This window comes from Streptomyces sp. NBC_01237 (genome assembly GCF_035917275.1).
In the GTDB taxonomy this organism is placed as follows: domain Bacteria; phylum Actinomycetota; class Actinomycetes; order Streptomycetales; family Streptomycetaceae; genus Streptomyces.
Genome location: NZ_CP108508.1, coordinates 5,289,511 through 5,312,114, shown reverse-complemented (window position 1 = coordinate 5,312,114; position 22,604 = coordinate 5,289,511). Strand labels below are relative to the sequence as shown.

General features: G+C 70.1%; 16 protein-coding genes and 1 pseudogene. 5 read left to right on the top strand and 12 right to left on the bottom strand.

All coding sequences use genetic code 11. The features are described from left to right. Nucleotides 1-179 precede the first annotated feature (179 nt). A complete protein-coding gene (locus OG251_RS23680) occupies nt 180-1,190 on the bottom strand; it encodes a polyprenyl synthetase family protein (RefSeq protein ID WP_326679046.1) in 1,011 nt (336 codons plus the stop codon). 156 nt (nt 1,191-1,346) lie between these two features. On the opposite strand from OG251_RS23680, the gene OG251_RS23675 reads away from it, so the two are divergent. The 5 genes and pseudogenes from OG251_RS23675 to OG251_RS23655 form a co-directional block, all read left to right on the top strand. Then, on the top strand, nt 1,347-2,846 hold the full coding sequence (locus OG251_RS23675; RefSeq protein ID WP_326679045.1) for a peptide MFS transporter: 1,500 nt from the start codon (nt 1,347-1,349) through the stop codon (nt 2,844-2,846). Between the two features lie 9 nt (nt 2,847-2,855). Beyond that, complete coding sequence (locus OG251_RS23670) at nt 2,856-4,850, top strand: CocE/NonD family hydrolase (protein ID WP_326679044.1); 1,995 nt, start codon at nt 2,856-2,858, stop codon at nt 4,848-4,850. A 147-nt stretch (nt 4,851-4,997) separates the two neighbouring features. Then, nucleotides 4,998-6,227, top strand: coding sequence for a fumarylacetoacetase (gene fahA / locus OG251_RS23665; RefSeq protein ID WP_326679043.1), 1,230 nt, complete (start codon nt 4,998-5,000; stop codon nt 6,225-6,227). Then, a complete protein-coding gene (locus OG251_RS23660; protein ID WP_326679042.1) occupies nt 6,224-6,910 on the top strand; it encodes a GOLPH3/VPS74 family protein in 687 nt (228 codons plus the stop codon). The genes fahA and OG251_RS23660 overlap by 4 nt, the downstream gene beginning before the upstream one ends. 126 nt (nt 6,911-7,036) lie before the next feature. Further along, nucleotides 7,037-7,276, top strand: a pseudogene (locus OG251_RS23655) (Uma2 family endonuclease); the annotation flags it as partial. A gap of 41 nt (nt 7,277-7,317) precedes the next feature. Here the strand turns inward: OG251_RS23655 and recQ are convergent. The 11 genes from recQ to nuoE all read right to left on the bottom strand — a co-directional run bounded on the left by recQ (nt 7,318) and on the right by nuoE (nt 22,596). Further along, nucleotides 7,318-9,360 carry a DNA helicase RecQ gene (recQ, locus tag OG251_RS23650; protein ID WP_326679041.1) on the bottom strand — a complete coding sequence of 681 codons (2,043 nt, stop codon included), beginning with the start codon at nt 9,358-9,360 and terminating at the stop codon, nt 7,318-7,320. A gap of 200 nt (nt 9,361-9,560) precedes the next feature. Next, the gene (gene nuoN, locus OG251_RS23645; protein ID WP_326679040.1) at nt 9,561-11,222 is read right to left on the bottom strand and encodes an NADH-quinone oxidoreductase subunit NuoN; all 1,662 of its coding nucleotides are present in this window, start codon (nt 11,220-11,222) and stop codon (nt 9,561-9,563) included. Continuing rightward, nucleotides 11,219-12,790: an NADH-quinone oxidoreductase subunit M gene (locus OG251_RS23640; protein ID WP_326679039.1), complete on the bottom strand. Its 1,572-nt coding sequence runs from the start codon at nt 12,788-12,790 to the stop codon at nt 11,219-11,221. Before OG251_RS23640 ends, nuoN begins: the two co-directional genes overlap by 4 nt. Before the next feature lie 5 nt (nt 12,791-12,795). Further along, nucleotides 12,796-14,691 (bottom strand): NADH-quinone oxidoreductase subunit L, encoded by a 1,896-nt coding sequence (gene nuoL, locus OG251_RS23635; protein WP_326679038.1) that lies wholly within the window; start codon nt 14,689-14,691, stop codon nt 12,796-12,798. 13 nt (nt 14,692-14,704) lie between these two features. After that, the gene (gene nuoK, locus OG251_RS23630) at nt 14,705-15,004 is read right to left on the bottom strand and encodes an NADH-quinone oxidoreductase subunit NuoK (RefSeq protein ID WP_073718458.1); all 300 of its coding nucleotides are present in this window, start codon (nt 15,002-15,004) and stop codon (nt 14,705-14,707) included. Further along, nucleotides 15,001-15,828, bottom strand: coding sequence for an NADH-quinone oxidoreductase subunit J (locus OG251_RS23625; protein WP_326679037.1), 828 nt, complete (start codon nt 15,826-15,828; stop codon nt 15,001-15,003). Before OG251_RS23625 ends, nuoK begins: the two co-directional genes overlap by 4 nt. After that, on the bottom strand, nt 15,825-16,493 hold the full coding sequence (gene nuoI / locus OG251_RS23620) for an NADH-quinone oxidoreductase subunit NuoI (protein ID WP_326679036.1): 669 nt from the start codon (nt 16,491-16,493) through the stop codon (nt 15,825-15,827). The genes OG251_RS23625 and nuoI overlap by 4 nt, the downstream gene beginning before the upstream one ends. Next, nucleotides 16,486-17,889, bottom strand: a complete 1,404-nt coding sequence (nuoH, locus tag OG251_RS23615) for an NADH-quinone oxidoreductase subunit NuoH (RefSeq protein ID WP_326679035.1) — start codon at nt 17,887-17,889, stop codon at nt 16,486-16,488. Before nuoH ends, nuoI begins: the two co-directional genes overlap by 8 nt. After that, nucleotides 17,886-20,396: an NADH-quinone oxidoreductase subunit G gene (locus OG251_RS23610; RefSeq protein WP_326679034.1), complete on the bottom strand. Its 2,511-nt coding sequence runs from the start codon at nt 20,394-20,396 to the stop codon at nt 17,886-17,888. Before OG251_RS23610 ends, nuoH begins: the two co-directional genes overlap by 4 nt. Then, nucleotides 20,393-21,757: an NADH-quinone oxidoreductase subunit NuoF gene (nuoF, locus tag OG251_RS23605; protein WP_326679033.1), complete on the bottom strand. Its 1,365-nt coding sequence runs from the start codon at nt 21,755-21,757 to the stop codon at nt 20,393-20,395. The genes OG251_RS23610 and nuoF overlap by 4 nt, the downstream gene beginning before the upstream one ends. Then, on the bottom strand, nt 21,757-22,596 hold the full coding sequence (gene nuoE / locus OG251_RS23600; protein WP_326681382.1) for an NADH-quinone oxidoreductase subunit NuoE: 840 nt from the start codon (nt 22,594-22,596) through the stop codon (nt 21,757-21,759). The genes nuoF and nuoE overlap by 1 nt, the downstream gene beginning before the upstream one ends. Nucleotides 22,597-22,604 lie beyond the last annotated feature (8 nt).

The window sequence follows — 22,604 nt, the reverse complement described above, 5'->3', positions numbered from 1 at the left end:
GCTCACATCCACTCCCTGCCGCCATTCTCACCCGATGTGGTCAGGAGTGGTTGTTCTCCATCTGACCAAATCGGGCGGCACGAAGCGTCAGCCCGCGGGATCAACTCCGTCTACTGCTCCGGTATGACAACCGGCGTCCCAGGGCCGGCCGTCCAGTAGGGGTAGGGCCGAACGGTGTGTCAGCCGGCCCGGTGCACCACGGCGTCGCACAGCTCCTCCAGCGCGGACTTGGCGTAGCCCTCGGGCAGCGGCGCCAGGGTGGCCCGTGCCTCCTGCGCGTACCGGACGGTGTCCTGACGGGCCTGCTCCAGCGCCGGGTGGCTCCGCAGCCCCCGCAGCGCCTCGGCCAGCCTGCCGTCGTCGCTCAGGTCGCCGTCCAGCAGTTCGACGAGCTCCACGTCCTCCGGCTTGCCGTAGGCCGCCGCCTGCGCCCGCAGCCGCAGGACCGGCAGCGTGGAGATGCCCTCGCGCAGGTCGGTGCCGGGGGTCTTGCCGGACTCGTGGGAGTCGGAGGCGATGTCGAGGACGTCGTCGGCGAGCTGGAAGGCGATGCCGAGGCGTTCCCCGTACTGGGTGAGGATGTCGACGACCCGCTCGTCGGCACCGGACATCATGGCGCCGAACCGCCCGGACACCGCGACCAGCGAGCCGGTCTTGCCGCTCAGGACGTCCAGGTAGTGGTCGACCGGGTCGCGGCCGTCGCGCGGGCCCGCGGTCTCCAGGATCTGGCCGGTGACCAGGCGCTCGAACGCCTCCGCCTGGATGCGTACGGCCTCCGGGCCGAGGTCGGCCAGGATGTGCGAGGCGCGGGCGAAGAGGAAGTCGCCGGTCAGGACGGCGACGGAGTTGCCCCAGCGGACGTTGGCGCTGTCCACCCCGCGGCGTACGTCCGCCTCGTCCATCACGTCGTCGTGGTAGAGCGTCGCCAGATGGGTCAGCTCGACCACCACGGCCGAGGGAACGACCCCGGGCGCGTCCGGGTCACCGAACTGGGACGCCAGCATGACCAGCAGCGGCCGAAAACGTTTGCCCCCTGCACGTACAAGGTGCTGCGCGGCCTCCGTGATGAACGGGACCTCGCTCTTGGTCGCTTCGAGCAGCCCAGCCTCGACAGCGGCCATACCCGTCTGGACATCGGCCTCAAGAGCCTGGTCCCGCACGCGCAGTCCGAACGGCCCGACGACGGTCACGAGGGGATCTCCTGTCTACTGACGATCACACGGATTGTCGATGTGTCGCTGTCATCACTCAACTCAGCGTATCCGGTCCGCTTTGGATCACCGTGGGCGCCTTCCCGCCACCGCCGGTATGTTCGGGATCAGCTCATACGATCAGGAGTTACCGCTTTGTCGCACACCGCCAACGACACCGAGTCGACCCAGCCCCCGCCCGGGGACGACCACGCCTTCTTCGGGCAGCCACGGGGCCTGATGACCCTGTCCGGCCTGGAGGTCTGGGAGCGCTTCTCGTTCCTGGGCATGCAGGCGATCCTGGTCCTCTTCTTCGCCGACAAGGTGTCGAACGGCGGAATGGGCATGGACGCCGGCACCGCCGCGTCCGTCTCCGCCGCCTACGGCACCCTGGTCTATCTGGTCTCCGTGGCCGGCGGCTGGCTGGCCGACCGCATCCTCGGCTCGTACCGCGCCGTCCTGTACGGCGGCATCCTCATCGCCTGCGGCCACTATTCGATGGCCGTGCCGACCGACACCATGACCTGGGTCGGCCTGGGCCTGATCAGCGCCGGAACGGGCCTGCTCAAGCCCAATGTCGCCTCGATGGTCGGCAAGCTCTACCGCACCGACGACGAGCGGCGTGACGCCGGATTCGCCCTCTACTACATGGGCATCAACATCGGCGCCTTCGCCGGTCCGCTGATCACCGGCTGGCTCGGCGACCACGCGAGCTGGCACTGGGGCTTCTCGGCCGCCGCCGTCGGCATGACACTGGGCCTGATCCAGTACGTGGCGGGCCGGCGTCACCTGGCCGGGCGTAAGCACGGCGCGGAGTTCCCGCTCGCCCCCGGACCGATGCGCCGTGCCGTGCGGCTGATCGTCGTCGGGGCCGTCGTGTTCGCCGCCCTCGCCACCGCGCTGGCGCTGGCCGGGTGGCTGACGATGGACCGCTTCGTCGACGTCCTGACCGTGATCTCGGTGATCGCCCCGGTCGTCTACTTCGTCGTCATGTTCAAGAGCCCCCGGGTGACCGCCGAGGAACGCGGCAGGCTCCGTCCGTACGTGGTGCTGTTCCTGGGGTCCGTCGTCTTCAACTTCATCCTCTTCCAGGCGTACTCGACGATGATGCTGCTCGCGTCGACCAACGCCCGTACCGAGATCTTCGGCTTCCACTTCCCGGCCAGCTGGTACGCCTCCGCGCTCGGCGCCTTCGAGGTCGCGCTGGCGCCCGTGGTCGCCGCCGTGTGGGCCCGGATGGGCCCACGCCAGCCGCACGCCTCCAACAAGATCGCGTTCGGGGTGATCCTCGGCGGGCTCTCGTTCCTGCTGATGGTCCTGCCCACGTCCGGGCACTCCGACGACACGTTCAAGATGGCCGCCTGGTGGATCGTCGGCTCGTATCTGCTGCTCGGGCTCGGCGACGTCCTGCTGGAGACCTCCGGCATGTCGGCCACCACCAAGCTCGCCCCCAAGGCCTTCGCCAGCCAGACGATGGCCCTGTGGTTCCTGTCGCTGGCCCTCGCCAACGGCATCCAGGCCCAGATCGTGAAGCTGTACGGCGAGGTCTCCAACCCCGCCTACTTCGGTGTCAACGGTGCGATCGCGGTGGTGGCCGGTGTGGCGATGATCGCCGCCGCCCCCTGGCTCAAGCGCACCATGCACCCCGTCCACTGAGGTACCGCCATGCACATCAGCACCGAGTTCCCGTACGAGACGTTCCGCGAGGACGTCTATATTCCGCTGCCGGACGGCACACAGCTGTACGCCCGGATCTGGCGGCCCCTCACGGACGAGCCGGTCCCCGCGCTGCTGGAGTACCTGCCCTACCGGCTCAGCGACTGGACGGCCCCCCGCGACTGGCAGCGCCACCCCTGGTACGCGGGCCACGGCTACGCCTCCGTGCGGGTCGACGTCCGCGGCCACGGCAACAGCGAGGGCATGCCGGGCGACGAGTACGACGCGACCGAACTGGACGACGGGGTCGCCGTCATCCACTGGCTGGCCCAGCAGGAGTGGTGCTCCGGCCGGGTCGGCATGTTCGGCATCTCCTGGGGCGGCTTCAACTCGCTCCAGATCGCCGCGCTCGCCCCCGAGCCGCTGAAGGCGATCGTCACCGTCTGCTCGGCCGACGACCGCTACGACAACGACGTCCACTACATGGGCGGCTCGGTCCTCGCCGTCGACATGCACGCCTGGGCCGCCACGATGCTGGCCTTCGTCTCCCGGCCGCCGGACCCGGCACAGGTCGGCGACGACTGGAAGGCCATGTGGCTCAAGCGGCTGGAGGCCGTCGACCCCTTCATCCACACCTGGCTGGCCCACCAGACCCGCGACGACTACTGGAGGCACGGCAGCGTCTGCGAGGACTACGGCGCCATCAAGGCGAACGTCCTCGCGGTGGGCGGCTGGCACGACCCGTACCGCGACACCGTGCTGCGGCTCGTCGAGCACCTGGACCCCGGCCGGGTGCGCGGGCTGATCGGACCGTGGTCGCACCAGTACCCGGACCGGGGGCTGCCGCCGGGGCCGGCGATCGGCTTCCTCCAGGAGACGCTGCGCTGGTGGGACCAGCACCTCAAGAACAAGGACACCGGAGTGATGCGGGAGCCGCTGCTGCGGTCCTGGATCAGCGGCTCGCACCCGCCCGCCACGGTGTACGAGACGCTGCCCGGCCGCTGGGTCGGCGACGCGAGCTGGCCCTCGGAGAACGTGGCGCCGGTCGCGTACGCCCTCCAGGGCGGCGAGCGGATCGTGCGCTCGCCGCAGCAGACCGGGGTGGACGCGGGCCGCTTCTTCCCGTTCGGCAACGATGCCGACCTGCCGCCCGACCAGCGCGACGAGGACGCCAAGTCGGTGTCGTTCGAGTTCCCCGTCGAGGACTCCCCCATCGAGATCCTGGGCCGCCCCCGGGTGAAGCTCCGGGTCCGGATGGACGTACCGCGCGGCCAGGCCATCGCCCGGCTCTGCGACGTGGCCCCGGACGGCTCCTCCACCCTGGTCACCCGCGGCGTGCTCAACTTCTCGGCCCGCCACGGGCGCGACCGCTGCGACGACTGGCCCGTCGGCGAGAGCGAGGACGTGACCTTCGAGCTGAACGGCATCGGGCACACCTTCCCGCCCGGCCACCGGATCAGGATCGCGATCTCCTCCTCGTACTGGCCCTGGATCTGGCCGCAGGCCGGCTCGGCGGGCTTCACCCTCGACGCGGACGGCAGCTTCGTCGAACTCCCGGTGCGCCGCCACACGGAGGACCCCGCGATCACCTTCGGCGCACCGGAGCAGTCCGAACCGCTGGGCGTCGTCTATCCGGTGACCCTCGACGAGCAGCGCCCCGAGCGGCTGGTGGTCCGCGATGTCGCCAAGGGCGAATGGCGGATGGAGGTCGACCCGCGTTACGGCGGCACCCGGGTCTACCCGGACGGCCTCGAATTCACCGAGGACGCGGTCGAGACCTACACGATCCAGGAGAACGACCCGCTCTCCGCCCGGACCCGCTCCGACTGGACGATCCGGCTGCACCGGCCGGAGATGGCCTGGGACGTGCGGATCGAGACGCGCTCCGAGATCAGCGCGGACGCGGACGACTTCATCACGTCCAACGAGGTGGTCTGCAAGGACGGCGGCGAGGTCGTCTTCCACCGCACCTGGGAGAAGCGCATTCCGCGCACAGCGGGGTAAGCCGCCCGGAGGTACGCGTGGGGCACCCGGATTTCCGGGTGCCCCACAGAACTTTCCGGGCATTGCGCATAGTTGGGGCACTGCCGCGGGGTAGGGGGCCCGACGTAACGTGTCCCCCAAGCGACCTGGAAAGCGAGGCAGCAACACATGCCCGAGCAGAGCAGCCCGCTCGATCTGGCCGAGGGCGATCCCTTCGGCCCGCACAACCTTCCGTACGGAGTGTTCTCCACCCCCGACCACCCCGACGACCGCCGGGTCGGCGTCCGCATCGGCAGCCATGTGCTGGACGCCGGAGCCGCCGCCCACGCGCTCGGCTCGCCCTACGCCGGACTGCTGGACCGGCCCAGCCTGATGCCGCTGCTCTCGGCCGGGCGCACCGCCTGGCGCGATGTCCGCCGGGCGCTCACCGCCTGGTTGACGGTCCCGGCCCACCGCGCGGACATCGAGCCGCTGCTGCACCCCGTCGACGCGGTGACGCTGCACCTGCCCTACGAAGTGGCGGACTACGTCGACTTCTACGCGAGCGAGCACCACGCCACCAACGTCGGCCGGATCTTCCGCCCGGACGGTGCCGCGCTGACGCCCAACTGGAAGCACCTGCCGATCGGTTACCACGGACGGGCCGGCACGGTCGTCGTCTCCGGTACGGATGTGGTGCGGCCCTCCGGCCAGCGCAAGGCCCCCTCCGATCCGGCACCGGTCTTCGGCCCCTCGGTGAAACTGGACATCGAGGCCGAGGTCGGTTTCGTCGTGGGCGTCCCCTCCGCTCAGGGCACCCCGGTCGCGCTCGGCGACTTCCGCGAGCACGTCTTCGGGCTCTCGCTGCTCAACGACTGGTCGGCGCGCGACATCCAGGCATGGGAGTACGTGCCGCTGGGCCCGTTCCTCGGCAAGTCCTTCGCCACCTCCGTATCGCCGTGGGTGACTCCGCTGGAGGCCCTGGACGCGGCCCGCACCGCACCGCCCGCCCGCGACTTCCCGCTGCTGCCCTACCTGGACGACGCGCAGGAGGAGGAGCCGGGCGGCATCGACCTGCGGATCTCCGTCGCCATCAACGGCCAGGTGGTGGCCGAGCCGCCGTTCTCCTCCATGTACTGGACGGCCGCCCAGCAGTTGGCGCAGATGACGGTGAACGGGGCGTCCCTGCGCACCGGTGATCTGTACGGCTCCGGCACGGTCAGCGGCGCCGAACCGGGCCAGCGCGGCTCCCTCCTCGAACTCACCTGGAACGGCCGCGACCCGCTGGACCTCCCCGACGGCAAGCGGACGTTCCTGGAGGACGGCGACACGGTGACGCTGACGGCCTGGGCGCCGGGTCCGGACGGGACGCGCGTCGGGCTCGGCGAAGTGACCGGACGGATCGTTCCCGCGCCATGACCCAGGACCCACCCGGGCCGACGCTCCCCGAGGAACTGCTGCTGCTCGCCCTGGACCCGCGACGGGGCAAACCGCTGTGCCGGGGCCGCTTCCTGGAGTACGGGATGGCGGGGGCGGTCCTGGCCGAGCTGGAGCTCCAGGGGCGCGTCACCGAACAGCACGGCCGGGTGCTGGTGGCGAACCCGCTGGACCCGGCCGATCCGCTGCTGGCCGTCTTCCTGCGCAGCCTGCCCGCACCGGGGAAGAGCACGTTCGGCTCGGGTGTGTCCGCGAAACGCTGGATCCGGCAGGCCGCCCGGCAGACCGGGGGGCTGTATCTGGACTCCCTGGTGGAGCGCGGCATCCTGCGCAGGGAGACCCACCGCTTCCTCGGCCTGCTCCCCTTCCACCGCCACCCGGCGGGCCCCGGGGACGATGCCGCGCGGGTACGGGACCGCTTCACGGCCGCCGAACGGGCCGGCTTCCCCGACCGCCGCGACCGGCTGCTGGCCGCGCTGGTCTCGGCGACCGGGCTGGCACCGGAGGTGACCGCGGACGGCCACCGCGGCCGGGCGGCCATGCGGACACTGCGCCGCGAGGAGTGGGCCGCGCACGCCGTGCACCGCAACGTGAGCCAGGACCGGACGAACCGGAGCGGCGGCGGGGACGGCGGAGGGAGCGGCGGGGACGGCGGGGGCGACTGAGGGAGCGGCGGGGACGGCGGGGGCGACTGAGGGCTGTCCTGCGGGGCCGGTGGTCAGCGGTGCGCGGGACGCTCACACGCTCGGGGGGAGCCGCATCCGGTTTCCCGGCGGATACGCTGATCTCCCCCCGAATCCCGGTCGCGCGACCGGGAGACCAAGCCCGTGACATACGCCCGTGCGGCCATCCCCCACCACTGGCGGGCCGAGAACCACGACGGCCGGGCCGTGGTCCATGTCTTCGAGCGGGAACCGGCCACCGGTGTCTGCACCTCGACGGGGATCTTCCACGACCGCATGAAGGTGTCGGTGCCGTTCCCCCTCGACCTGGACCTCATGGCGATCACGCCTCGCCACCGGGCGGCGGACCTGGACCAAGGGCTGTCCGCCCTCCCGTCACCGCCCGCTGCTCACTCGTACTCGGGCGGTTCCTCGTCCCAGCCGAACTCCGGGTCACTGTCCGGGGCGGACGGGCGGGCAGCGGACGGGCGGGCCACCGGCGCGGCGGCCCGGGTCCGTGCCGGAGCCGGGGTCCGTGCGGCAGCCGGAGCCGGTACCGCCGCGGGTGCCGCGGCCGGGGACTCGGTCTCGGACTCGGGCCGCTCCGGTGCCGGACCCAGCTCCGCGAGCACGGCCAGCACCCCTTCCCCGTACGTCGCCAGCTTCTTCTCGCCGAGGCCGCTGATGCCGCCCAGCTCCGCCAGTGAGCCGGGCCGCAGCGCGGCGATCTCCCGCAGCGTCGCGTCGTGGAAGATGACGTACGCCGGGACGCCCTGCTCCTTCGCCGTCGCGCCGCGCCAGGCGCGCAGCGCCTCGAAGACCGGGACGGCCGACTCGGGCAGCTCCGCGACGGCGGCCGCCGACTTCGAGGTGCGCTCGCCCTTCATGGACCGGGACGTGGGCTTCTTGGGCTCCTTGCGCAGCAGCACCTCGCGCTCCCGGCCGAGCACCGTGGCACTCTCCTCGGTGAGCACCAGCGTGCCGTACTCGCCCTCGACGGCGAGCAGCCCCTGGGCCAGCAGCTGGCGCACCACACCCCGCCACTCGGCCTCGGCCAGCTCCTCGCCGATGCCGAAGACCGACAGCTGGTCGTGGTCGAACTGGATGATCTTCGCGGTCTTGCGGCCCAGCAGGATGTCGATGATCTGGCCCGCGCCGAACTTCTGCCCGCGCTCCCGCTTCAGCCGCACCACCGTGGACAGCAGCTTCTGTGCGACCACCGTGCCGTCCCAGGTCTCGGGCGGGGTGAGGCAGGTGTCGCAGTTGCCGCAGGACTCCGCCGTGGGCTCCTGGCCGAAGTACGTCAGCAGCTGGGCCCGGCGGCACTGCACCGTCTCGCACAGGGCCAGCATGGAGTCCAGGTGGGAGGCCGCCCGGCGGCGGAACGCCTCGTCGCCCTCCCCGCCCTGGATGAGCTTGCGCTGCTGGACGACGTCCTGGAGGCCGTAGGCCATCCACGCCGTGGAGGGCGCACCGTCGCGGCCCGCGCGGCCGGTCTCCTGGTAATACCCCTCGACGGACTTCGGCAGGTCGAGGTGGGCGACGAAGCGGACGTCCGGCTTGTCGATGCCCATGCCGAAGGCGATGGTCGCGACGACGACCAGGCCCTCCTCGCGGAGGAAGCGCGCCTGGTTGACGGCGCGCGTCCCGGCGTCCAGTCCCGCGTGGTACGCCACGGCCTCGATGCCGTTGCGGCAGAGATACTCGGCGGTCTTCTCGGTGGAGTTGCGCGAGAGGCAGTAGACGATGCCCGCGTCCCCGTCGTGCTCCTCCTTGAGGAACGTCAGCAGCTGCTTCTTCGGGTCGGCCTTCGGCACGACCCGGTACTGGATGTTGGGCCGGTCGAAGCTGGCGACGAAGTGCTTCGCGTCGGGCATCCCCAGGCGCTGGGTGATCTCCCGGTGCGTGGCGTCGGTCGCCGTGGCCGTCAGCGCGATCCGCGGGACATCGGGCCAGCGCTCGCCCAGCACGGACAGGGCCAGGTAGTCCGGGCGGAAGTCGTGGCCCCACTGGGCCACGCAGTGCGCCTCGTCGATCGCGAAGACCGAGATCTCGCCCCGGGCGAGCAGCGAGAGCGTGGAGTCCAGGCGCAGCCGCTCCGGTGCCAGATACAGCAGGTCCAGCTCGCCCGCGAGGAACTGCGCCTCCATCGAGCGCCGCTCGTCGAAGTCCTGCGTGGAGTTGACGAAGCCGGCCCGCACCCCGAGCGCCCGCAGGGCGTCCACCTGGTCCTGCATGAGGGCGATCAGCGGCGAGACGACGATGCCGGTGCCGGGCCTGACCAGCGCCGGGATCTGGTAGCAGAGGGACTTGCCGCCACCGGTCGGCATGAGCACGACCGCGTCACCGCCCGCCACCACATGCTCGATGACGGCACCCTGCTCGCCGCGGAACGACTCGTACCCGAATACGCGATGCAGTGTCTGCTGCGCATCGCTCTCGGTCACATCCATGGTTACGCCCGTCCCGCTCATCGCTCTGTCCCCCGGGGTCCGTCCCGCTCTGTCCCGCACCGTCTCACCGCTTCACCGTCTCCTGCCACGATAAGCGCCACCGATGACAACGCCGGACGGGCCCGGAGATCGGGCCCGCCCGGCGGACGGTGTCGGCGCCACCGTGCCGTGGCACGGTGCGGCGGCGTGATGCGGTGCGGTTACCGCGCGAACACTCCCGCCTGACCCGCCAGGTCGAGGAAGTACTGCGGGGCCAGGCCCAGCACCACGGTGACCGCGACACCGACGGCGATCGTCGTCATCGTCAGCGGGGACGGGACGGCGACCGTCGGGCCGTCCGCCTTCGGCTCGCTGAAGAACATCAGGACGATGACCCGGATGTAGAAGAACGCGGCGATGGCCGAGGAGATCACACCGACCACGACCAGAGCGCCCGCGCCGCTCTCCGCCGCCGCCTTGAAGACCGCGAACTTCCCGGAGAAGCCCGAGGTCAGCGGGATACCGGCGAAGGCCAGCAGGAACACCGCGAAGACCGCGGCGACCAGCGGCGAGCGCCGGCCGAGTCCGGCCCACTTGGACAGGTGCGTCGCCTCGCCGCCCGCGTCGCGCACCAGTGTGACGACGGCGAACGCGCCGACCGTCACGAAGGAGTACGCGGCGAGGTAGAAGAGGACCGAGGAGATGCCGTTCGGGTTGGTCGCGATGACACCCGAGAGGATGAAGCCCGCGTGCGCGATGGAGGAGTAGGCCAGCATCCGCTTGATGTCGGTCTGGGTGATCGCGACGATCGCCCCGCCCAGCATCGTGACGATGGCCACGCCCCACATCACCGGGCGCCAGTCCCAGGTGAGCCCCGGCAGCACCACGTACAGCAGCCGCAGCATCGCACCGAACGCGGCGACCTTGGTGGCCGCGGCCATGAAGCCGGTGACCGGGGTCGGCGCGCCCTGGTAGACGTCCGGGGTCCACATGTGGAACGGGACCGCGCCGACCTTGAAGAGCAGCCCGGTCAGGACCATCGCACCGCCGATGAGCAGCAGCGCGTCATTGCCCATGGTGTCGGCGAGCGCCGGGTCGATCTCGATGACGGAGCCGTCGACCACATTGGCGATCTGCGCGTACGAGAGCGAGCCCGCGTACCCGTACAGCAGGGCGATCCCGAAGAGGAAGAACGCCGAGGAGAACGCGCCGAGCAGGAAGTACTTCACCGCGGCCTCCTGCGACATCAGCCGCTTGCGGCGGGCGAGGGCGCACAGGAGGTAGAGCGGGAGCGAGAAGACCTCGAGCGCGATGAAGAGGGTCAGCAGATCATTCGCGGCCGGGAAGACCAGCATGCCCGCGATGCAGAAGAGGACCAGCGGGAAGACCTCGGTCGTGGTGAATCCGGCCCTGACCGCGGCCTTCTCGCTGTCGCTGCCCGGGACGGAACCGGCCTGGGCGGCGAAGGAGTCGACCCGGTTGCCGTGCGACTCGGGGTCCAGGCGCCGCTCGGCGAAGGTGAAGACCGCCACCACCGAGACGAGCAGAATGGTCCCCTGGAGGAACAGCGTGGGGCCGTCGATCGCGATGGCCTTCATCGCCGCGAGGTGCGGATCGGAGGCGTACCCGTCGGCCGCCAGGGCGAGGACCGCCGCGAACGAGGCGGCGAGTGCCACGACGGTCAGGAAGACCTGTGTGTGGTAGCGGGCCCGGCGCGGGACGAAGGCCTCCACCAGGATGCCGAGAACGGCGGCACCGATCACGATCAGTACGGGCGCGAGTTGGCCGTACTCGATGTTCGGCGCCTCGAACGTCTGGCCCGGGGCGGCCGTCGCCCACCCGCCCGCCGTCGTCCACAGGCTGTGGACAGCTGTTGCGCTCACTTGGCGGCCTCCACCTCGGGCTGGGGGTCCTTCTTCTGTACGTCATTCATGGTGTGCTGCACCCCGGGGTTGACGACCTCGGTGAGCGGCTTCGGGAAGACCCCCAGGAAGATCAGCAGCGCGATCAGCGGGAGGGCCACCACCAGCTCCCGGGCCCTGAGGTCCGGCATCCCCCGGACCGACGCCTTCACCGGGCCGGTCATCGTCCGCTGGTAGAGGACGAGGACATAGATCGCGGCGAGCACGATGCCGGAGGTGGCGATGATGCCCGCCACCGGGTACGCGCTGAACGTGCCGACCAGCACCAGGAACTCGCTGACGAACGGCGCGAGGCCGGGCAGCGAGAGCGTGGCCAGACCGCCGATCAGGAAGGTCCCGGCCAGCACGGGTGCCACCTTCTGCACCCCTCCGTAGTCCGCGATGAGCCGCGAACCGCGCCGGGTGATCAGGAATCCGGCGACCAGCAGCAGCGCGGCCGTCGAGATACCGTGGTTGACCATGTAGAGCGTGGCGCCCGACTGACCCTGGCTGGTCATCGCGAAGATGCCCAGGATGATGAAGCCGAAGTGCGAGATCGAGGCGTAGGCGATCAGCCGCTTGATGTCGCGCTGGCCGACCGCGAGCAGCGCCCCGTACACGATGGAGATCAGTGCCAGGACGAGGACGACGGGCGTCGCCCACTTGCTGGCCTCCGGGAAGAGCTGGAGGCAGAAGCGGAGCATCGCGAACGTGCCGACCTTGTCGACGATCGCGGTGATCAGCACGGCGACCGGCGCCGTGGCCTCCCCCATGGCGTTGGGCAGCCAGGTGTGCAGCGGCCACAGCGGGGCCTTCACCGCGAAGGCGAAGAAGAACCCGAGGAACAGCCACCGCTCGGTGCTGGTCGCCATCTCCAGCGACCCGTTGGCCCGCGCCTCGGCGATCTCGGCGAGCGAGAAGCTCCCCGCGACGACATACAGGCCGATGACGGCGGCCAGCATGATCAGGCCGCCGGCCAGGTTGTAGAGGAGGAACTTCACGGCGGCGTACGAGCGTTGCGCCGCCGCGTTCTCGTCGCTGCCGGAGTGGGCCCGGTCGCCGAAGCCGCCGATGAGGAAGTACATCGGGATGAGCATGGCTTCGAACAGGATGTAGAAGAGGAAGACGTCGGTGGCCTCGAAGGAGAGGATCACCATCGCTTCGACCATCAGGATCAGGGCGAAGAAGCCCTGGGTGGGCCGCCAGCGCGAGGACTTCGTCTCCAGGGGGTCGGCGTCGTGCCAGCCCGCCACGATGACGAACGGGATCAGCAGGGCGGTGAGCGCGAGGAGCGCCACCCCGATGCCGTCCACGCCCAGCTCGTAGCGCACCCCGAAGTCCGCGATCCAGGAGTGCGATTCGGTGAGCTGGTAGCGGTCGCCGCCGGGCTCGAAGCGGGCGAAGACGATGCCCGCCAGCACGAGTGTGCCGAGCGAGAAGAGCAGCGCGAGCCATTTGGCCGCGGTGCGCCGCGCGGCCGGGACGGCGGCGGTGACGATCGCGCCGATCGCCGGGAGTGCGGCCGTCGCTGTCAGGAGAGGAAAGGACATGGTGATCAGACCGCCCTCATCAGCAGGGTTGCGGCGATGACCACGGCCGTACCGCCGAACATCGAGACCGCGTAGGAGCGGGCATAGCCGTTCTGCAGCTTGCGCAGTCGGCCGGAGAGCCCGCCGACCGAGGCGGCCGTGCCGTTGACGACGCCGTCGACCAGGGTGTGATCGACGTAGACCAGGGAGCGGGTGAGGTGCTCACCGCCGCGGACCAGGACCACATGGTTGAAGTCGTCCTGGAGGAGGTCGCGGCGGGCGGCCCGGGTGAGCAGCGAGCCACGCGGGGCGACGACGGGGACGGGCTTGCGCCCGTACATCAGCCAGGCGATGGCGACACCGATGACGAGCACCACCATGGTGGCGGCGGTGACGGTGGTCGCGCTGACCGGGGCATCGCCGTGGTCGTGTCCGGTGACGGGCTCCAGCCAGTGCATGAACCGGTCGCCGATGGAGAAGAAGCCACCCGCGAAGACCGAACCGAAGGCCAGCACGATCATGGGGATCGTCATCGACTTCGGGGACTCGTGCGGGTGCGGCTCGTGCCCCTCGGCATCCGGCTGCCAGCGCTTCTCGCCGAAGAACGTCATCAGCATCACCCGCGTCATGTAGAACGCGGTGATCGCGGCGCCCAGCAGGGCGACGGAGCCGAGGATCCATCCCTCGGTGCCGCCCTTGGCGAAGGCCGCCTCGATGATCTTGTCCTTGGAGAAGAAGCCGGACAGACCGGGGAAGCCGATGATCGCGAGGTAGCCGAGGCCGAAGGTGATGAAGGTGACCGGCATGTACTTCCGCAGGCCGCCGTACTTGCGCATGTCGACCTCGTCGTTCATGCCGTGCATGACCGAACCGGCGCCGAGGAAGAGCCCGGCCTTGAAGAAGCCGTGCGTCACCAGGTGCATGATCGCGAAGACGTAGCCGATGGGGCCGAGGCCCGCGGCCAGGATCATGTAGCCGATCTGGGACATCGTCGACCCGGCGAGGGCCTTCTTGATGTCGTCCTTCGCGCAACCGACGATCGCACCGAACAGGAGCGTGACCGCGCCGACGATGACGACGACCATCTGGGCGTCCGGGGCGGCGTTGAAGATCGCGCCGGACCTGACGATGAGATAGACGCCCGCGGTCACCATGGTGGCGGCGTGGATGAGGGCGGAGACCGGGGTCGGGCCCTCCATCGCGTCACCGAGCCAGGACTGCAGCGGCACCTGGGCCGACTTGCCGCAGGCGGCGAGCAGCAGCATCAGCCCGATCGCCGTCAGCTTGCCCTCGCTCGTCCCCCCGGTCGCCTCCAGCACCGGCCCGAAGGCGAAGGTGCCGAAGGTGGTGAACATCAGCATGATGGCGATCGACAGGCCCATGTCGCCGACCCGGTTGACCAGGAAGGCCTTCTTCGCGGCGGTGGCCGCGCTGGGCTTGTGCTGCCAGAAGCCGATGAGCAGGTACGACGCCAGACCGACGCCCTCCCACCCGACGTACAGCAGCAGGTAGTTGTCGGCGATGACCAGCACGAGCATCGCCGCGAGGAACAGGTTCAGATAGCCGAAGAAGCGGCGCCGGCGCTCGTCGTGCTCCATGTAGCCGATGGAGTAGATGTGGATCAGCGTGCCCACACCGGTGATCAGCAGCACGAAGGTCATCGACAGCTGGTCGAGCTGGAAGGCGATGTCCGCCTGGAAGCCCTCGACGGGAATCCAGCTGAACAGGTGCTGGTGCAGGGCCCGGTCCTCGGCCCCCTTGCCCAGCATGTCGAGGAAGAGCACGGCTCCCACGACGAAGGAGGCGGCGGCGAGCACGGTGCCGAGCCAGTGTCCGGCCCGGTCCAGCCGGCGGCCGCCGCACAGCAGGACCGCCGCTCCGAGCAGAGGCGCCGCGACGAGCAGCGCAATCAGGTTCTCCACGATTTCCGACCCCTTACAGCTTCATCAGGCTGGCGTCGTCGACCGAGGCCGAGTGGCGGGAGCGGAACAGCGACACGATGATCGCGAGCCCGACGACGACTTCCGCGGCGGCGACGACCATCGTGAAGAACGCGACGATCTGCCCGTCGAGGTTGCCGTGCATCCGGGAGAACGTGACGAACGCGAGGTTGCACGCGTTGAGCATCAGCTCCACACACATGAACACCACGATCGCGTTCCGCCTGATCAGCACCCCGGACGCGCCGATGGTGAACAACAGGGCCGCTAGATAGAGGTAGTTGACCGGATTCACTTGGCGACCTCCTCTTCTTCGTTGTCACGGCCGAGCCGTTCCTCCGAGCGCTGTTCCAGCGCCTTGAGGTCGGCGAGCGCCTCGTGCGACACATCACGGATCTGGCCGCGCTCGCGCAGCGTCCCCATGACGGTGAGCTCGGACGGGGTGCCGTCCGGCAGCAGGCCGGCGATGTCCACCGCGTTGTGCCGGGCGTAGACACCGGGGGCGGGCAGTGGCGGAAGCTGGCTGCCGCGCACGCGCTCCTCGGACATCTCCCGCTGGGTCTTGGCCCGTTCGGTGCGCTCGCGGTGGGTGAGCACCATCGCGCCGACGGTCGCGGTGATCAGCAGGGCGCCGGTGATCTCGAACGCGAAGACGTACTTGGTGAAGATCAGGTTGGCGAGCCCCTCGACGTTTCCGCCGTGCTCGGCGTTGGCGGTGCCGAGCCCGGTGAAGCTGTTCAGGGAGGCGTTGCCGATGCCCGCGATGAGCAGGACGCCGAAGCCGAGTCCGCAGCCCGCGGCCAGCCAGCGCTGCCCCTTGAGGGTTTCCTTCAGCGAGTCCGCTGCCGTGACGCCGACGAGCATGACCACGAAGAGGAACAGCATCATGATCGCGCCGGTGTAGACGACGATCTGGACGATGCCCAGGAAGTACGCGCCGTTGGCGAGGTAGAAGACCGCCAGGACGATCATGGTCCCGGCGAGCGACAGGGCGCTGTGGACGGCCCTCTTCATCAGGACGGTGGACAGTGCGCCGATCACGGCGACCGTGCCCAGTACCCAGAACTGGAAGGCCTCGCCGGTCGAGGTGGTGGAGGCCACTGCGGCCAGGCCGCTCATGCGTCCACCTCCTTGTCCTGCCGGGCCTTGTCGCCCTCGGCCCCGTCCTTCTCGCCCTCGCCCTTGGAGACGGCGGTCTGACGCTCCGTACCGGGGGCGGCCTCGGTCACCAGGCCCCGGTAGTAGTCCTGTTCGTCCATGCCCGGGAAGATCGCGTGCGGGCTGTCGACCATGCCTTCCTCCAGCCCCGCGAGCAGCTCGTCCTTGGTGTAGATGAGGCTCTCGCGGGTGGTGTTGGCGAGCTCGAACTCGTTCGTCATCGTCAGCGCCCTGGTCGGGCATGCCTCGATGCAGAGTCCGCAGAGGATGCAGCGCGCGTAGTTGATCTGGTAGACGCGGCCGTAGCGCTCCCCGGGGGAGTAGCGCTCCTCCTCCTTGTTGTCCGCGCCCTCCACGTAGATGGCGTCGGCCGGACACGCCCAGGCGCACAGCTCGCAGCCGATGCACTTCTCCAAGCCGTCCGGATGACGGTTGAGCTGGTGGCGGCCGTGGAAGCGGGGCGCCGTGACCTTCTGCGTCTCCGGATACTGCTCGGTCAGCCGCTTCTTGAACATGGCCTTGAAGGTCACGCCGAAACCGGCAACGGGATTCTGGAACTTGTCCTCCGAGGACCCCGTGGATCCCGGGGACTCGCTCGATCCCCTGGGCTCTGATGACTCAGACACCGTCAGCCTCCTTTCCGTCACTCGAATTTCCGTCACTCTGAGTATCCGGCCCACCACTGACAACGAGCTCCCGCTCCCGTCGTGGACGGCGGCGCGGCACGGTCGGCAGGGTCTGTCCGGGCAGCGGAGGCACCGGGAATCCGCCCGCCATCGGGTCGAACGCGGGCTCCGGTCCGGCCGCCGCCTCCTCGGCCTTGGCCTTGCGGTCCCGGAACATGTCGACGACGAAGGAGATCAGCAGGATCGCGATCACGGCCCCGGCGACGTACAGCACGATCCGGGAGAAGTCGTAGCCCTCGTTGCGCAGCGCGCGGACCGTGGCCACGAGCATCAGCCAGACCACGGAGACCGGGATCAGGACCTTCCAGCCGAGCTTCATCAGCTGGTCGTAGCGGACACGGGGCAGCGTGCCGCGCAGCCAGATGAAGAAGAACAGCAGCAGCTGGACCTTGATGACGAACCAGAGCATCGGCCACCAGCCGTGGTTCGCGCCCTCCCAGAACGTGCTGACCGGGTACGGAGCCCGCCAGCCGCCGAGGAACAGGGTCACGGAGACCGCGGAGACGGTGACCATGTTGACGTACTCGGCGAGCATGAACATCGCGAACTTGATGGACGAGTACTCGGTGTTGAAGCCGCCGACGAGGTCGCCCTCGGACTCCGGCATGTCGAACGGGGCGCGGTTGGTCTCGCCCACCATCGTGATGATGTAGATGATGAAGGAGACCGGCAGCAGGATGATGAACCAGCGGTCCTCCTGCGCCTCCACGATCTTCGAGGTCGACATCGACCCGGAGTAGAGGAAGACCGAGGCGAACGCGGCGCCCATCGCGATCTCGTAGCTGATCATCTGCGCGCAGGAACGCAGCCCGCCGAGGAGCGGGTACGTCGATCCGGAGGACCAGCCCGCCAGCACGATGCCGTAGATGCCGACCGAGGCGACCGCGAGGATGTAGAGCATCGCGATCGGCAGGTCGGTCAGCTGCATCGTCGTGCGCTGGCCGAAGATCGAGACCTCGTTGCCGGACGGGCCGAACGGGATCACGGCGATCGCCATGAACGCCGGGATGGCCGCGATGATCGGCGCGAGGACATAGACGACCTTGTCCGCCCGCTTGACGATGACGTCTTCCTTCAGCATCAGCTTGACGCCGTCGGCGAGCGACTGGAGCATCCCCCAGGGCCCGTGCCGGTTCGGCCCGATGCGCAGCTGCATCCAGGCGACGACCTTGCGCTCCCACACGATGGAGAAGAGCACGGTCACCATCAGGAACGCGAAGCAGAAGACCGCCTTGATGACGACGAGCCACCAGGGGTCGGTGCCGAACATCGAGAGATCCTCGGCGGCGAGAACGGCACCGCCCGGTGCCGTCGCGAAGGGAGCGAGGCCAGTCACGCGCGTACCTCCGATGGGACGACGGGAGCACCCGGTGCGGCGGCGGGGCCGATCCGCACCAGGCCGCCGGGGCGTGCGCCGGTGTCACCGGGGATGCCTCGCCCGACGGAGTTCAGCGGCACCCAGACCACCCGGTCCGGCATGTCGGTGACCTTCAGCGGAAGTTCGACGGTGCCGGTGGGGCCGGAGACGGCGAGCAGGTCGCCGTCCTTCACCCCGGACTCGGCAGCGGTGACCGCCGAGAGCCGGGCGACGGCCGCGTGCCGGGTGCCGGCCAGCGCCGTGTCGCCCTCCTGGAGCCGGCCCAGGTCCAGCAGCATCCGGTGGCCCGCGAGGACCGCCTCGCCGTCGCCGGGCCGGGGAAGCGGCAGCGCCGGCTCCCGCGGGTCCTCCGCGTGGACGCCCTGCCATCCGCCGAGCCGGTCCAGCTCACGCCGGGCCGACTTCAGGTCCGGCAGCGCGAAGTGCACATCGAGTGCGTCGGCCAGCATGTGCAGGACCCGGGCGTCGCTCGGGCAGAGCGTCCGGGGCATCTGCTCGGGCTTCAGCGCCGCCTCGAACAACCGCGCCCTGCCCTCCCAGTTGAGGAAGGTGCCGGGCTTCTCGGCGACCGCGGCGACCGGGAGGACCACGTCCGCCCGTTCGGTGACCTCGCTGGGCCGCAGCTCCAGCGAGACCAGGAATCCGACCTCGTCCAGGGCCGCGCGGGCACGGGCCGGGTCGGGCAGGTCCGCGACCTCGACCCCGGCGACGAGCAGCGCGGCCAGTTCGCCGGAGGCCGCGGCCGCCACGATCTGGCCGGTGTCGCGGCCGTGGCGGGAGGGGAGTTCGGCGACGCGCCACAGGGCCGCCACCTCGTCCCTGGCCCGCGGGTCGGTGGCCGGACGGCCGCCGGGCAGCAGGGTCGGGAGCGCGCCCGCCTCCACCGCGCCGCGCTCGCCGGCCCGGCGCGGAATCCACACCAGGGCGGCGCCGGTCGCGGCCGCGGTCCGTACGGCGGCGCTCAGCGCACCGGGTACCCCGGCCAGCCGCTCGCCCACCACGATCACGGAGCCTTCGCCGCGCAGTGCCTCGGCCGCAGTGGCACCGCCGCCGTCCAGCCCGACGCCGCCCGCGAGCGCGTCCAGCCATTCGGTCTCGGTGCCGGGGGCGGCGGGAAGCAGCGTGCCGCCCGCCTTCACCAGGCCGCGCGAGGCGTGCGAGGCGAGGGCGAAGGTGCGCTGCCCGTGCTTGCGGTTGGCCTTGCGCAGCCGCAGGAAGACGCCGGGGGCCTCCTCCTCGGACTCGAAGCCGGCCAGCAGCACCGCCGGGGCCTTCTCCAGCGAGGTGTACGTGACCCCGTCGCCGTCCAGGTCGCGTCCGCGTCCGGCGACCCGGGCGGCCAGGAAGTCGGCCTCCTCGCCGCTGTGGACCCGGGCCCGGAAGTCGATGTCGTTGGTGTCGAGGGCGACCCGGGCGAACTTGCTGTACGCATAGGCGTCCTCGACGGTCAGCCGGCCGCCGGTCAGGACTCCGGCCCTGCCCCGCGCGGCACCGAGACCGGCCGCCGCGGCGGCCAGCGCCTCGGGCCAGCTCGCCGGTTCCAGCACACCGTCCGCGTTGCGTACGAGCGGAGTGGTGAGCCGGTCGCGCTGCTGCGCGTACCGGAAGCCGAACCGCCCCTTGTCGCAGAGCCATTCCTCGTTGACCTCGGGCTCGTTGGCCGCGAGACGCCGCATGACCTTTCCGCGCCGGTGGTCGGTACGGGTCGCGCAGCCGCCCGCGCAGTGTTCGCACACCGAGGGCGTCGACACCAGGTCGAAGGGGCGGGAGCGGAACCGGTAGGCCGCCGAGGTCAGCGCGCCGACCGGGCAGATCTGGATGGTGTTGCCGGAGAAGTACGACTCGAAGGGGTCGCCCTGGCCGGTGCCGACCTGCTGGAGCGCGCCGCGCTCGATCAGCTCGATCATCGGGTCGCCCGCCACCTGGTTGGAGAACCGGGTGCAGCGCGCGCAGAGCACGCACCGCTCACGGTCCAGCAGCACCTGGGTGGAGATCGGGACGGGCTTTTCGAAGGTGCGCTTCTTGCCGTCGAAGCGGGAGTCGCTGTCGCCGTGCGACATCGCCTGGTTCTGCAGGGGGCACTCGCCGCCCTTGTCGCAGACGGGGCAGTCCAGCGGATGGTTGATCAGCAGCAGTTCCATCACGCCCTTCTGCGCCTTCTCGGCGACGGGCGAGGTGATCTGCGACTTGACGACCATGCCGTCGGTGCAGGTGATGGTGCAGGACGCCATCGGCTTGCGCTGGCCCTCGACCTCGACGATGCACTGCCGGCAGGCGCCGGCCGGGTCGAGGAGCGGATGGTCGCAGAAGCGCGGGATCTCGATGCCGAGGAGTTCGGCGGCCCTGATGACCAGGGTGCCCTTGGGGACGCTGATCTCGATGCCGTCGATGGTCAGCGTGACAAGGTCCTCGGGCGGGAGAGCCGCCTCGCCGCCCCCGGAGGGCGCACTCGTGGTGACTGTCATGCGTTCACCCCCCGGTGAGTGTTCTTGTCGTCGGCCCAGACGGTCGACTTGGCGGGATCGAAGGGGCAGCCCTTGCCGGTGATGTGCTGCTCGTACTCCTCGCGGAAGTACGCGAGCGAGGAGAAGATCGGCGAGGCGGCACCGTCGCCGAGGGCGCAGAAGGACTTGCCGTTGATGTTGTCGGCGATGTCGTTGAGCTTGTCGAGGTCGGACATCCGGCCCTTGCCCGCCTCGATGTCGCGGAGCAGCTGGACGAGCCAGTACGTGCCCTCGCGGCAGGGTGTGCACTTGCCGCAGGACTCGTGGGCGTAGAACTCGGTCCACCGGGTGACGGCCCGGACCACGCAGGTCGTCTCGTCGAAGCACTGGAGCGCCTTGGTGCCGAGCATCGATCCGGCGGCGCCGACGCCCTCGTAGTCGAGGGGGACGTCGAGGTGTTCGTCGGTGAACATCGGTGTGGAGGAGCCACCCGGGGTCCAGAACTTCAGGCGGTGACCGGCCCGGATGCCGCCGCTCATGTCGAGCAGCTGGCGCAGCGTGATGCCGAGCGGGGCCTCGTACTGGCCGGGGCTGGTGACATGGCCGCTGAGCGAGTACAGCGTGAAGCCCGGGGACTTCTCGCTGCCCATCGACTTGAACCAGTCCTTGCCCTTGTTCAGGATCGCGGGAACCGAGGCGATGGACTCGACGTTGTTCACCACAGTGGGGCAGGCGTACAGACCGGCGACCGCGGGGAAGGGGGGACGCAGCCGGGGCTGGCCACGCCGTCCTTCCAGCGAGTCGAGCAGCGCGGTTTCCTCACCACAGATGTACGCACCGGCACCCGCGTGCACCGTGAGTTCCAGGTCGAGCCCCGAACCCAGGATGTTCGCCCCCAGATAACCCGCCTCGTAGGCCTCGCGGACGGCCTCGTGCAGGCGCCGCAGTACGGGGACCACTTCACCGCGCAGGTAGATGAAGGCGTGCGAGGAACGGATCGCGTAACAGGCGATCACCATGCCCTCGATGAGGCTGTGCGGGTTGGCGAAGAGCAGCGGGATGTCCTTGCAGGTCCCGGGCTCGGATTCGTCGGCGTTGACGACGAGGTAGTGCGGCTTGCCGTCGCCCTGCGGGATGAACTGCCACTTCATCCCGGTGGGGAAGCCCGCGCCGCCGCGTCCGCGCAGACCGGAGTCCTTGACGTACGCGATGAGGTCGTCCGGCGACATGGCCAGCGCCTTGCGCAGTCCCTGGTAGCCGTCGTGGCGCAGATAGGTGTCCAGCGTCCAGGAGTCCGGCTGGTCCCAGAAGGCGGAGAGGACGGGCGAGAGCAGCTTCTCCGGGCTGGTCCCGTTCTCGTTGATCTCGGCGGCCAAGGTCATCACTCCCCCTCCTCGGCTACCGGCCCGGCCGGGTGCTCCGGGTCGGAGGCCGAGGTCTGCTGTGGTGCGTCATGAGAGCTGAGGTGGTCGGACGGTGACGCGTCATGGGGCTGCGCGTCGTGGGGCTCCGCGTCACGGGGGGTCTCGCCGCGCGGTGAGACCACGCGGGCCCGCGGGGCGGCCTCGCCCTTGGCGAGCTTGAGCCCCACCAGCGAGGCGTGTCCCGCGCCACCGCTCGCTCCGACGGCGCCGGGGCGTTCGTCGGGGAAGCCGGCCAGGATGCGCGAGGTCTCCTTGTACGAACAGAGCGGGGCACCGCGGGTGGGTTCGACGGTGCGTCCGGCGATCAGGTCGTCCACGAGTCGCGTCGCGCTCTCGGGCGTCTGGTTGTCGAAGAACTCCCAGTTGACCATCACCACGGGCGCGAAGTCGCAGGCCGCGTTGCACTCGATGTGTTCGAGGGTGACCTTGCCGTCCTCGGTGGTCTCGTCGTTGCCGACCCCGAGGTGGTCCTTCAGCCGGTCGAAGATGGCGTCACCGCCCATGACCGCGCACAGGGTGTTGGTGCAGACACCGACCTGGTAGTCGCCGCTCGGCCTGCGCCGGTACATGGTGTAGAAGGTCGCGACGGCGGTGACCTCGGCGGTGGTGAGGCCGAGCAGTTCGGCGCAGAGGGCCATGCCCGTACGGGAGACGAAGCCCTCCTCGGACTGCACCAGGTGCAGCAGGGGCAGCAGCGCGGAGCGGCTGTCGGGGTAGCGGGCGATCACCTCCTTCGCGTCCGCTTCGAGCCGGGCGCGTACGTCGGCCGGGTAGGCGGGGGCGGGGAGCTGCGGCATCCCCAGAC

What these genes read in the sequence shown, in the direction of transcription:
- nuoE (WP_326681382.1), bottom strand. Translation starts at nt 22,596, where the DNA reads ATGCCGCAGCTCCCCGCCCCCGCCTACCCGGCCGACGTACGCGCCCGG.
- OG251_RS23610 (WP_326679034.1), bottom strand. Translation starts at nt 20,396, where the DNA reads ATGACAGTCACCACGAGTGCGCCCTCCGGGGGCGGCGAGGCGGCTCTC.
- fahA (WP_326679043.1), top strand. Translation starts at nt 4,998, where the DNA reads ATGCCCGAGCAGAGCAGCCCGCTCGATCTGGCCGAGGGCGATCCCTTC.
- recQ (WP_326679041.1), bottom strand. Translation starts at nt 9,360, where the DNA reads ATGGATGTGACCGAGAGCGATGCGCAGCAGACACTGCATCGCGTATTC.
- OG251_RS23660 (WP_326679042.1), top strand. Translation starts at nt 6,224, where the DNA reads ATGACCCAGGACCCACCCGGGCCGACGCTCCCCGAGGAACTGCTGCTG.
- nuoF (WP_326679033.1), bottom strand. Translation starts at nt 21,757, where the DNA reads ATGACCTTGGCCGCCGAGATCAACGAGAACGGGACCAGCCCGGAGAAG.
- OG251_RS23670 (WP_326679044.1), top strand. Translation starts at nt 2,856, where the DNA reads ATGCACATCAGCACCGAGTTCCCGTACGAGACGTTCCGCGAGGACGTC.
- OG251_RS23625 (WP_326679037.1), bottom strand. Translation starts at nt 15,828, where the DNA reads ATGAGCGGCCTGGCCGCAGTGGCCTCCACCACCTCGACCGGCGAGGCC.
- OG251_RS23640 (WP_326679039.1), bottom strand. Translation starts at nt 12,790, where the DNA reads ATGTCCTTTCCTCTCCTGACAGCGACGGCCGCACTCCCGGCGATCGGC.